The organism is Gemmatimonadota bacterium, from assembly GCA_009838845.1.
Classification (GTDB): Bacteria; Latescibacterota; UBA2968; order UBA2968; family UBA2968; genus VXRD01.
In genome coordinates, this window is record VXRD01000166.1 from 25,298 (window position 1) to 37,001 (window position 11,704).

Annotated in this window: 9 protein-coding genes; 7 read left to right on the forward strand and 2 right to left on the reverse strand. The window is 50.9% G+C overall.

Translation table 11 applies throughout. The annotated features are described in order from the left end of the window. Positions 1-54 precede the first annotated feature (54 nt). From F4Y39_23575 to F4Y39_23590, 4 genes are all read left to right on the forward strand, one after another. A complete protein-coding gene (locus F4Y39_23575) occupies positions 55-2,031 on the forward strand; it encodes a hypothetical protein (GenBank protein MYC16719.1) in 1,977 nt (658 codons plus the stop codon). A gap of 21 nt (positions 2,032-2,052) precedes the next feature. Next, positions 2,053-3,813 carry a hypothetical protein gene (locus F4Y39_23580; protein ID MYC16720.1) on the forward strand — a complete coding sequence of 587 codons (1,761 nt, stop codon included), beginning with the start codon at positions 2,053-2,055 and terminating at the stop codon, positions 3,811-3,813. Positions 3,814-3,898: 85 nt separating this feature from the next. Continuing rightward, positions 3,899-4,867, forward strand: coding sequence for a zinc-binding dehydrogenase (locus F4Y39_23585; protein ID MYC16721.1), 969 nt, complete (start codon positions 3,899-3,901; stop codon positions 4,865-4,867). Between the two features lie 9 nt (positions 4,868-4,876). After that, positions 4,877-5,623 carry a phytanoyl-CoA dioxygenase family protein gene (locus tag F4Y39_23590; protein MYC16722.1) on the forward strand — a complete coding sequence of 249 codons (747 nt, stop codon included), beginning with the start codon at positions 4,877-4,879 and terminating at the stop codon, positions 5,621-5,623. Between the two features lie 180 nt (positions 5,624-5,803). Here the strand turns inward: F4Y39_23590 and F4Y39_23595 are convergent, their stop codons facing one another. Continuing rightward, positions 5,804-6,859, reverse strand: coding sequence for a Fic family protein (locus F4Y39_23595; GenBank protein ID MYC16723.1), 1,056 nt, complete (start codon positions 6,857-6,859; stop codon positions 5,804-5,806). 11 nt (positions 6,860-6,870) lie between these two features. After that, positions 6,871-8,607, reverse strand: coding sequence for an ATP-binding protein (locus tag F4Y39_23600; GenBank protein ID MYC16724.1), 1,737 nt, complete (start codon positions 8,605-8,607; stop codon positions 6,871-6,873). 253 nt (positions 8,608-8,860) lie between these two features. Here F4Y39_23600 and F4Y39_23605 point away from each other — a divergent pair, with 253 nt between their 5' ends. From F4Y39_23605 to F4Y39_23615, 3 genes are all read left to right on the forward strand, one after another. Further along, the gene (locus F4Y39_23605; protein MYC16725.1) at positions 8,861-9,829 is read left to right on the forward strand and encodes an aldo/keto reductase; all 969 of its coding nucleotides are present in this window, start codon (positions 8,861-8,863) and stop codon (positions 9,827-9,829) included. A 104-nt stretch (positions 9,830-9,933) separates the two neighbouring features. Then, entirely contained in the window at positions 9,934-10,659 is a 726-nt protein-coding gene (locus F4Y39_23610) for an RraA family protein (protein ID MYC16726.1), read from the forward strand. 23 nt (positions 10,660-10,682) lie between these two features. Then, on the forward strand, positions 10,683-11,704 hold a 1,022-nt coding region (locus tag F4Y39_23615), incomplete at its 3' end, for a DUF3500 domain-containing protein (GenBank protein MYC16727.1).

The window sequence follows — 11,704 nt, forward strand, 5'->3', positions numbered from 1 at the left end:
CTTTCTTTTTGAGGTACATTGCGCGGGAGTCCCCTACTTTTTTGAGAGATTGCGATGGCCGAATTGAAAGCGATGGATCGGGATTTGCACCCGGAGAGCAAACACTTGAGCGTGACCACACGCGCCTTTTGCGTGGGGATTGCGGTGACGTTCCTGGTGAATCTGTTGCCCGCTTATTCGGCCTATATCGTGCATTCGTCGCGCATGGTTTTTGCCCATTTGCCGATGGCGACTATGGTGGTTTTCACGGTGCTGGCGTGGCCGTTGAATGTTCTGGTGGCGCAGGTAAAGCCGCAGTGGGCACTGTCGCGGGGCGAGATGGTGGTGGTTTTTTCGATGGGGTGGATTGCAGGGGCTGTGCCAGCGGCGAATTTTATGGGTTTGTTTATTGGGGGGATTGCTGCGCCTTATTATTACGCCTCGCCCGAGAATCAGTGGGGCGATTATTTGCTGGATGGGTTGCCCAAATGGGCTGCGCCGCCCAATCACGCCAATCAGATGACGTATTTTTTTGAGGGCAAGCCTCCTGGCGTTGATATTCCCTGGGATGCGTGGATGACGCCGCTTGTGTGGTGGGGTGTTTTTCTCATTGCACTGGCGCTGGTGAGCGTGGCGCTGATGGCTGTGTTGCGGCGGCAGTGGGTGGATCGAGAACGTCTGCCTTTTCCCCTGGCTGAAGCACCGCTGACGATGTTGGAAGAGGTTGAGGCAGGAAAATACAGGCTTCTGTATTCTCGTTTGTTTTGGGCTGGTGTGACTATTCCCGTGGTTGTGGTGGTGTGGAATATCGTGGGTTATTTCTGGCACACATTTCCACCTATTCCGTTGATGGATAGATGGGCGCTGCCAATTGGGCGCGGGTTTCCCGCTATTCCGATCAAGTTCAATTTTTTTGTTCTGGGATTCGCGTTTTTTACCAATCTCGATGTGTTGTTCAGTTTGTGGTTTTTCTACGCGCTGGGTATTGTGCAAACCGGTGTTTTTGATCGATTGGGATATTCTATTGGCGCGTCCGATATCTGGGGGTCTCGCGGCGGTGCTGCGATGGGATGGCAGGCGATGGGGGCTTTTTTTGCATTTACGGCGTTGAGTATGTGGATGGCGCGCGCGCATTTGCGGGATGTGTGGCGCAAGGCGATGCGCGGCGATGATGCTGTGGACGACTCGAATGAACTGTTGTCTTATCGGGCAGCGGTGTGGGGGATTATTGTGGGGGCGGCGTTTCTCTTTTTCTGGTTGTGGCATTCGGGCATGTCCGCGCTCGTGGCCGGTGTTTTTCTTTTTGCGTTGATTTTGATGACGGTGGGGGTGACGCGGTTTGTGGCCGAGTCGGGTTTGGCTTATGCGCGGATGCCCATTACGCCGCAAAGTTTCACGTTTTATACGATTGGTATTCGGCAGATGGATACCAATAGTGCCGCGTCTCTGGCGCTGTCTTATTCGACGTTTGGCCTGGGCAATACTTTTGGCGCTTCTACACTGGCACATATCGCGCAGATGGGGGCGAGGCTCAAGCTCAAGACCCGGTCGCTGTTCTGGACAACGATGTGCGCTCTGGTGGTGTCGATGGTTATTTCGGCGGTGTTCACGCTTTATCTGGGGTATATGCACGGCGCGTACAATTTTAATGTTTATACGTTTAATTCAGGGAATGTGGTAATTTTCAGCAATGTGGTGAAGAAATTGCAAAATCCCTTTGGCATCAGTCTGGACAGGCTGATGTTTTTTGGTATTGGCGCAGGTCTCACTGTTTTGTGTAGTTTTTTGCGCTATCGGTTTTTGAGGTGGCCGTTGAGTCCTATTGGGTTGACGGTGTTTACTACGGGTATTTTGCAGCGGCAGGTGTTTACGGTTTTTGTGGCGTGGACGGTTAAGTCCGTTTTGTTGAAGATTGGCGGTATTGGACTTTATCGCCAGTCCCTACCCTTGTTTATGGGGCTGATGCTCGGTTATGTTCTGGGTATTGGGCTGATTTTTATTGTGGATGTGTTGTTTTTCTTTGGGCAAGGGCATCTTGTGCATCACTGGTGATGGTAACCGGAGAATTTCTCTATGAGTGAAACATCGGTTGAATACGTTGTGATTGGATGTTATTTGGCCGTGCTGGTTGGGGTGGGGATGGTGTTTCGCCGTTTTAATGAAAATGTGAGTGATTATTTTCGAAACGGTTGTAAGGGCACCTGGTGGCTGGTGGGGTCGAGTGCGTTTATGACGGCGTTTAGTGCGTGGACTTTTTCGGGTGCAGCGGGTGCGGCTTATGAAGCGGGCTGGAGTGTGCTGGTGATTTATCTGGCAAATTCAGTGGGTTTTGCGATTAACGGTTTGTTTCTCGCCAAATGGTTTCGACAGATCAGGGCGATTACGGGTCCCGAGGTTATCCGCCTGCGCTTTGGTATTTCGACGCAACAATTTTACGCGTGGATGTCATTTGTGATGCAAACCTTGTATTCGTCGCTGCATCTTCTGGGGTTGGCGATTTTCTGTTCGGCGGTGTTTGGATATAAAATTGAGCAGGTGATCGTGGTGGTGGGCGCGGTGGTGTTGATCTATTCGCTGATTGGGGGTAGCTGGGCGGTGACGGCTACGGATTTTCTGCAGACGCTTATCCTCATTCCGATTACTATTCTGGTGGGTGTGTTGTGTCTGGTAAAGCTCGGCGGCGTGGGTGCTTTGTTTCAGGGCATTCAGAATATGGGGTTGTCGTCGGCTTATGGTGTGTTTAACGCACCTGACCAGTTTCCGTTGCGGGCTTATACGTATGCGTGGGCTGTAGCGATGTTGCTGAAGAATGTGATTGGATACAATACGCTTACGTCGGCACAGCGGTATTTTCTGGTGAAGGATGGACGCGAGGCGCAGAAAGCTGCGTGGCTGGGCTTTGTGCTGATGACGGCGGGTGCTTTTATCTGGTTTATTCCGCCGATGACTGCGCGGCTTTTGTTTCACGCCGAGGTGATGGCGGTCGATATTCCCAAGGCTGCGGAAGCTGCGTATGCGATTGCGAGTTTGAATGTGTTGCCGCTGGGTATGACGGGGCTGATGGTGGTGGCGATGTTTGCGGCGACGATGAGTTCGATGGATTCGGGGTTGAACCGCAATGCGGCGATTTTTACGAATGATATTTATCCGACGCTGTGCCGGTTGTTTGGGAGAGCGTCTGTTAAGGGCAAGAGCCTGATGCGGTTGGGACAGGTGTTTTCAGCGGTGTTTGGGGTGTGTATTGTGAGTATTGCCACGTATTTTGCAAATACTGAGGGCAGAGGGGTGTTTGAACATATGTTGAATATCGGCGCTTTGCTGGCACTGCCGATGGCTGTGCCTGCGTTGATGGGGCTGTTTATTCGCACGTCGCCGAGTTGGGCGGCGATTGTGACGGTGTGTGTGACGCTGATTCCATCGGCATTCGGATTTTTCAGCGCGGAACTCTTTGGCGAGACCTGGTCATTTCAGCAGAAGGTGTTTATCAATCTCACTGTGGGGATAGTGGTTTATTTGTTGACGATGCCGTTCTGGAATCGCACGCCGGAAGTTTATAAGAGGCAGGCGCAGGACTTTTTTGATCGCATGCTGACACCGGTTGATTTTGAGAAAGAGATCGGCATACCAAATGATTTGCGCCAGCTCAAAATTATCGGTAGTTTTGCTGCGGTTATTGGTGGGGTGATTTGTACGCTCGTTTTGTTGCCCAATCCACTGATCGGACGTCTGGGGATTTTGTTTGTGGGCGGTTTTGTGCTGGGCGTTGGCGGTGTGTTTATATGGTTGGGAAAGCGCAGTGAGTTGGAGACTTCGCGGATTGAGGCGGCGGATTGACGGGATGGATAGGCGATAACAATCAATGTAGGGGCGGTGCCCCTGTGCCCGCCCGTAGGTCTGAGAGTTTCTGAAGGAGGCATTGGTGAAAGCAGCACACGTTGTCGCTCATCGGCAGATTGAGATGTTTGAGGCCGATGAGCCGAATATTGAGGATTTTCCAAAGGGATCGATAAAGGTTAAGGCGCATATGACCGCGATTTGTGGGTCGGATTCGCCAAAGTTTGTATTGAAACAGCCGGACGCAGTGTATCCGATGAATATCGGGACTTCGATTCACGAGTGTATTGGGACGGTGGTTGCGTCGTCGTCGAATCGGTTTCAACCCGGGGATTTTGTGCAGGCGCGGCCCACGGCGGGTATTGGTGGGTTGGCTGAGTATTATATTTCGAGCGAAAGAGTGGGGGTGCATCTCGCAGATTATAAACCGCTCGATGAATTGTTGATGTCACAGCCTCTCGGGACGGTGATTTGGGCGTGTCGCAAGTTGGGTAATATTCTCAATCAGGATGCTGTGGTGGTGGGGCAGGGGCCAATGGGTTTGTTGATGACGCATTTGTTGAGCAATTTGGGGGCGAAGACCGTTGTTGCTGTGGATACGGTCGATTTTCGTCTTGAGGCGGCCAAAAAGATGCGGGCGACCCATGTGGTAAATCCCGATAGGGAAGATGTGGTGGCTGTTGTGAGAGAAATTACGGATGGGCGGATGGCCGATCTGGTGGTGGAGATTGTGGGGCACAATCAGGATACGGTCAATTTGTGTCTGAATTTAACCAAGCGTCTGGGTACAGTGCTGGCGTTTGGTGTGCCCGATGACGATGTGTATGCGTTTAATTATCGCGCTTTTTTCAGTAAGAATGTGACGCTGGTCGGCTCTGTGGGGCCAGATTCGTTGAATGATTATCCCCTGGCTATGGATATGATCGCACAGGGACGCATCGATGTCTCGCCGATTATCACACACCATTTGCCGTTTACAGAGGTGCAAAAGGGTTTTGAATTGTTTATCGATCATCGCGACGAGGCGATTAAGGTTGTGCTGGATTATGAATAGGAGGTTGCCATGCAGATGACCAAAGCTCAAAAGCAGCAGTTTTTCGAAGAGGGATATGTGCTTGTGCGAGGTGCTGTGCCAAAGTTGATGGCCGATCAAGCGCGCAGGGCTATTAATCGGCATATGCGTTATCGCGTGATGCAACAGGGACGAAATCCGGGGTTGAGCAATGAGCCGGTGATTACAGATTTGTTTAATAAATCGCCGCTTTGGGGTCTGTGCGAGTCAGTTGTGGGAAAGGGGCAGTTGATCCAGCCGCAGGGAGGCAATGTGAAGCTCAATTTTCCCGATGCAGAGGAGCGCCCACTGACGCGAGGGCATCTGGATTTGGGCGGGAAGCTGAAGGATGGGTTGCTGAGTCGCGGTATGACGCTGCTCGTTGTGATTCTGGTTCACGATGTTCCAAGGCCCTTTATGGGCAATTTCTGTTTTTGGCCCGGGTCCCATCGCGCTTATGAGGCGACGTTTCAAAAAGATCCCAATTATGTGGAGACGGCAAAGGCCAATCGCCGGATTCCCGATATCGATTTGCCGCATGGGCCGATTCAGTTTATGGGCGAAGCAGGCGATGCGGTGATCTGCCATCACCAGATGTATCACAATGGAGGACCAAATCATTCGCCCGATATCCGTTATGCCGTGATTTTCAGACCCCGACACGTCAACTCGAGAGAAAATAGCACGGATACTATGGCCGATATCTGGCGCGAGTTTGAAGGGTTGAATGATCTGAAAGAAGAGGCGATGGCGGTTTAGAGATTTATTTCGTCATGGTTCACCCGATGGACAAAAGGTTCCCCCCCGATGACAAGAACCCAAGGGGTTCTCTCCATTAAGGAGTAGTCGGGGGGGTCATTTTTTTCCGGCGATTCTGTGATGACTTGTCACAGCTTGTCATAGCTCCATGTCACAGCTTGTCATAGCTCCTGAGTCAAGCTATCCATCATTGAACACATATCGTTTGCCAGGGTCCGTTGGACTCGTTGCTTTTTCTTTTATTATCCCTTGTTCTATCATGGCACGAATGTCTCGCTGAAGTGACCGGCGATTGACGTCGGGGCAAAGGTGCTCAAAGTCCTGAATGGTCAAACTACCATGTTCGACAATGTGGCTAAGTGCCCTGGCCTGACGATCGGGCAGACCTCGTTCCTTGATGAGGATATCCCGTCGGATGGTCCGTTCTCCAAGCCTCCTGACTTCGGCAAGCTGAGTAGATAGCCCTTCTACGAAATACTCCAGCCAGTCAGTCAGATCCATACCGCTTTCCCGAACGCTTTGAATCGCCTGGTAGAAGGCGACCCGGTCCCGGTCATAGTATTCGCTGATCGTGAACAGGCGTTTGAAGTCATATCCGGCACGATAGAGGCACAGAGTGGAGAGCAGGCGGGAGGTGCGACCATTGCCGTCCAAGAACGGATGGATATGCACAAGCTGAAACTGTGCAATTCCGCTCATTAGCACGGGATGGACTTCCTGCTCCCGCTGGATCCAGTCCACCAATTCCGCCATCAGGATTGGCACATCGTAAGCTGGTGGTGGCTCATAGATGATCTCCCCGGTGAGGGAGTTTACCACATAATTCTGGATCTTCCGATACGCGCCGGGACCCGCTATGCCGCCGCGCACACCTTCAACCAGACGCCTGTGGATTTCTCGAATCAATCCCTCTGTGATCGGGCCGCCATCCGAAATATATTCGGATACGAATTCGAATGCTTTCCGATAGTTGAGCAATTCCTTCACATCTTCTGGGTTGGCATCCGGTACAGGGCGCCCCGCCAGCAGCAGGCGGGATTGGTCCAGCGTGAGGTGCGTTCCCTCAATATGCGTGGTGTGGTGCGCTTCCAGAAGCAAGGCGCGCTGCCCCATTTCCTGCACCCACTGCTCTGATAGCATAGCTGCTTCCAGGAAGCCTCGAGCGCGTTCGATGTGTGTCAGTCCGCTGGTGATGGGATGAGTCGTTGTGAAGACCGGTCTAAAGCCGTTACTCATTGGCAAGCCTTTCAAGTATTCCAGGATTTTATACGAGCAACAATTTCTTTCATCTGTTCTTTCCAATCAAATCGGTCCGCCATTATGTCGTTCGTCATGTGCGGAACGCTTGACCTGGCTAAATCTACCTTATCGACATTGCGCTTCTTCAGGTTAGCTTCAATGTATGACTCGGAACATGCTTTTTTACGGGGAAAAAAGTTCTCATACTGTTCAGGATCACGAAGTCCTGAAAGGTCTAATGCCTTCTCGAGGACAGAGCCGGGAATATAATTTTCAATTTCCTTAGCACTGGTTATCCAAATATGAGCGTCAGGAATTGTTTTTACCTCCCTATTAATCCTCTTCACCCTCCCCTTTATATCAGAATCTTTGTCAGTTTGATCCCCATCACATACAACGATGATGTTTGGATTAACCTGGAGCAGATTCACAAGATCGGTTTCGGCTTCCTCGGGAGCCTTGAATTGTGTCCGTGCCAAAAGCGACCCACCGTAGAATGCACATTGATAATCCCGACCCTCCTGAAAACGACCATCCGAGTAGAGGTCAATCCAGCGATTGAGATAAATTCGGTCCGATGGACCTTCCACCCAAACGATGCCATTTGCCTGGAGCAAATCCGATGGCTTTGCACCCAATTCGGATACCACTCCGAGGCGATCAAAGTGAGCAGAAATAGGTATCGTACGAGCCGATTCGCCATCATGTAGAACGTGGATTATTTGAGCATTCTTCGAGACACTAAAGAAGTCTAATGCCGTGCTCGAATGAGTTGTCAAAAAAATATGTGTCTTTTCATTGGTGGCGTATTCTTCAATATACTGAAAAAGCCGCCGCAGGAGTGCTGGATGAAGATTGTTTTCAAGTTCTTCGAAAGCGAATACAAAATCAGATTTGTTTCTGTTTTCCTCTATTTTAGCCTTGGGCACGACCAATAAATTTAGTAGAACCAGAAGAATGGTCTTCAGTCCACTTCCCGATTTGCTTAAGGGGATCAGCCCCTTTTTATCTTCACGGAGATATATCTCCCAATGGTCTTTTGAGCCATCGGTTTTTTCATCATCATGGACTTTCATTGTAATTTCTGAAAACTCGCCGTCATTTCCGAAAACGAAATTCAGGGCTTCCAGGAGTTCCCGCTTGATTACCCCTTCCGGGAATTCCTCGTTGGCGGTATGAAGGAAACGCTGTACTATGTTGGTAGCTCCGTTTCCATCCGGTTCGAGTGTTAGGTTAGCCGTCGCTGACTCGGTTTTAATGTCTCGGTCTGCGAGAAGTCTGCGAAATGAATGATAGTTAAATTGGCGAGATGCGTTCTGTAGGACCTGTTTAATGCCTGAGAGTCGGGCATTGGTTGAGCTTTCACCATAAGGGGAGTTCAAGTTGAAATCGTCGGGGAATACCATGTTAGATATGTCCCTGTTTGCGTCAACCTCCCAGGTTATCGGAATATCGACAAAATGTCGTCCGTGTACCTGCCAGTGATTTCTTCCTGATGCATGATCTATGTGATTTTCGAGAAACGCACTTCTCAATGACTCCTCGTCTAATACGCCACTACATCGATATTGCCAACCTTGGTCGTTGTGTAGGCCGACGCATAATGCTTCAATCAAATCCAGAAGGTGTGATTTTCCAGAGTTATTACGTCCGATGATGACGTTGATCGGTTTAAGTGTGTCGAAGCCAGCCCACTCTTTTTTGAAACAACTATGTCCCTTGAAGTGTATGGAATCAATATTCACGGTGAATTTTTCCTTCCGCACGTCATTTCATTCGTTACAGTATTAGTGATGAGGCAGTTCAATACGCTAATTTCTGAGTGTATCGTATATTGTATAGACTGTCAACGATTATTTCTAATTTGATGTCCAATTCGTCTAAGTCGATAGGGAATCGATACTTCTGTTTTACGACATAGAGCAGGGGATTTTTTCGCATTGACACGCGGGGTTCTGTCGTCTATTATGCGAGGGGTTTTTTCAGGAGGGATTTGCGATGCAGAGTAAGATATTGGGCAGAACGGGGTTGGAGGTTCCAATCGTCAGTTTTGGCACGGCATTTCTCGCTCGTGTGATGGGGGCAGATGGTCATTTTTTGCCGGGTGTCGATGAAGATGTGGGCGTAGAGAATGTGGTGGCTGCTATTGAGGCGGGATGTACGCTGGTCGATACAGCGCCGCTTTACGGGAATACCGTGAGCGAGAAAATTATTGGTCGCGCGTTGCGCGAACGCCCTGATCTGGCTGAAAAGTGTACGGTGACGACAAAGGTGGGAAGATCGGGAAATGAATACGATTTCTCTTTCGACGGGGTGATGCAGCAGGTGGAAGACAGCCAGGAGCGGTTGGGGCTGGATGCGTTTGACGTGCTGTACATTCACGATCCGATGGATTTTCCCATGCAGCAGGTGATGGCAAAAGATGGCGCGCTTGGGGCGTTGCGAAAATTGCAGGATGAAGGTGTGGTGCGCTTTGTCGGTATTGCGGCGAATGATCCCGATTCAAATGGTCCCTATATTGATACGGGCGAGTTTGATGCTTCGGTGGTTCCCGATGCATGGAGTTTGTTGAACCGCACGGCGGATACATTCATTTTTCCCGGTGCCGAAAAACACAATGTGGGCATTGCGCTTGCTACGCCTCTGGAGCGCGGTTTGCTGGCGACGGGCCCCTTGCCCGGGCATTCTTATGTGAATCGCAATTTTAGTCAGGCTATTTTGGACCGCGTTGGGAGGATAAAAGCGCTTTGCGACGATTATGGATTTCCACTAGTGGCTGCCTCGCTGCAGTGGTGTACAAGACATCCGTTGATTGCAACGGCGATTTGCGGGGGGCGAAACAAAGAGGAGACGATTCAAAATGCCGAAGCTGGCAGTATTGAAATTCCCGAAGCGTTTTGGGATGATCTGGAGCCGTTGATCCAGGATTGGGATCAGGGACATGTGGTGAAGGTGGGAAAGACGTGAGAAGTGTGAAGTGAATTGGTCAGTAGGGGCGACCCCCTGTGGTCGCCCGATGACCTGGGCGGGCTGACCGCTGATAGCTGATAGCTTTTTTACAGGAGATTACCATGACAGAGCAGGAGATTTTGAAGGAACTGGAGAATTTCGATACGCCGTCTATTACAAATGTGGTGGCGACGTATCCGAGTAATCCGTTGTGTTTGGGGCTTTACAATCCGTGGGTTGAGAATTGGTACACGGATCAGACGATTAAGTGTATGTATCCAGAACTCGGCGCGCGGTGCGGGTATGCAGTGACGTGTACTTTTGGGTTGCCGGATGCGGGATTTAGCCGGTTGTCGTTTATGGATGTGTCCGAGGCACTGGATGCGTCGCCAAAGCCGACGATACTGGCGCTGGAGCAGAAGTTTCCGCCGGAGATTGCGGGTAAGGTGGGGCTTGCGGGCGGCAATATGACGACGACGATGAAAGCGTTGGGGTGCGTGGGGTGTGTGTCAAATGGACCGTCGAGGGATATCGATGAGATCCGTCCGATGGAGTTTCAGTATTTGCTGACGGGTATATCGCCGGGCCATGGCGATCAGGCTGTACAGGCGGTGAATGTGCCGGTGTCGATTTGCGGGATGGATGTTGCGCCTGGCGAGATTATTCACATGGATGAAAATGGCGCGGTTAAGTTTCCCGCAGATCGGATGGCGGAGGTGCTGGCGAATGTGAAGGAACTGATCGCAGGGGAAGAGGCGCTTCAAGAGCGCGTTAAAAAGGCGACCAATATCGCCGAATTGCGTGCGGCTTATCGCGGTGAAGAATACGGAGACGATGAGGAAGAATAAATGAAAAGATCAAGGCGGGATCCATGAAACGCGTGTTGATCTACCTTCTCGGTGCAGTGATTGTCGTTGCCGCAGTTTTCGCCTACCTGTTTTTTCACCCCGATATTGTAGCTCGGGTCTTTTTTGGAGCGGTTCCCTTACCAGTAGAGATCAATCTCAAGCACGCTCACGACCTGCCTGCTGCCGACGAGAAGACCGTGGCCATCGTGGCGGCTGCAAGGCTCTTTCTGGACTCACTGGACGACAATCAGAGACAAGCGGCGACATATCGGTTTACCGATAACGCACAGCGCTCAAACTGGTCCAACTTTCCTGAGGGTATGGTTCCGCGTGGTGGTGTAAAGCTCGGTGTTCTCTCTGCAATACAGCGGGCGAATCTCGATAAGTTCCTTGACGAACTCTTGAGTGAAGACGGTATGAAAAATATCACCTATCAACTGGCTGCAGCAGACTTACTGATCTCAGGAGACCTGTTCGGCGTCATGAAATACGGCAGTGAATACTTTTACGCTGCATTTCTCGGTGAACCGTCAAGTACAGAACCCTGGATGTTCCAGTTCGGTGGGCACCATCTCGCAATAAACGCCACAGTATTCGGACCGAACGTTTCCTTTTCACCGATGCTGACTGGCGGCCAACCGCTGCACTTGCGCCTTGACGGTGACGAAATCTTCATTACGCAGAGGGAAACTGCGGCAGCGCAAGCGTTCATGGATAGCCTTACGGACGAACAGAAAGGACAAGCCGTTCGTGCAGAGCAGCCCATCGACCTCTTGCTGGGGCCGGGAAAGTATGGTGCAACAGTTGCGCCGGAAGGCATTAAGGGAAGCGAACTTACAGCTATGCAGAGAACGTTACTCCTGGATGTGATCGAGGCCCGTTTGGGTTTCATGAACAATGACGACTATGCTGAGAAAATGAAAACCGTGGTGGCCGAGATCGAGGACACATACTTTGGATGGTGGGGGCGGCAGGGTGTCCTGGGCGCCGCGTATTTCCGCGTGACCAGCCCGTCCATGGTAATCGAATACGCGGTTCAAAACGG

Excerpts from the sequence above, each read along its gene's own strand:
- F4Y39_23575 (MYC16719.1), top strand. The coding sequence starts at position 55 with ATGGCCGAATTGAAAGCGATGGATCGGGATTTGCACCCGGAGAGCAAA.
- F4Y39_23580 (MYC16720.1), top strand. The coding sequence starts at position 2,053 with ATGAGTGAAACATCGGTTGAATACGTTGTGATTGGATGTTATTTGGCC.
- F4Y39_23590 (MYC16722.1), top strand. The coding sequence starts at position 4,877 with ATGCAGATGACCAAAGCTCAAAAGCAGCAGTTTTTCGAAGAGGGATAT.
- F4Y39_23595 (MYC16723.1), bottom strand. The coding sequence starts at position 6,859 with ATGAGTAACGGCTTTAGACCGGTCTTCACAACGACTCATCCCATCACC.
- F4Y39_23605 (MYC16725.1), top strand. The coding sequence starts at position 8,861 with ATGCAGAGTAAGATATTGGGCAGAACGGGGTTGGAGGTTCCAATCGTC.
- F4Y39_23610 (MYC16726.1), top strand. The coding sequence starts at position 9,934 with ATGACAGAGCAGGAGATTTTGAAGGAACTGGAGAATTTCGATACGCCG.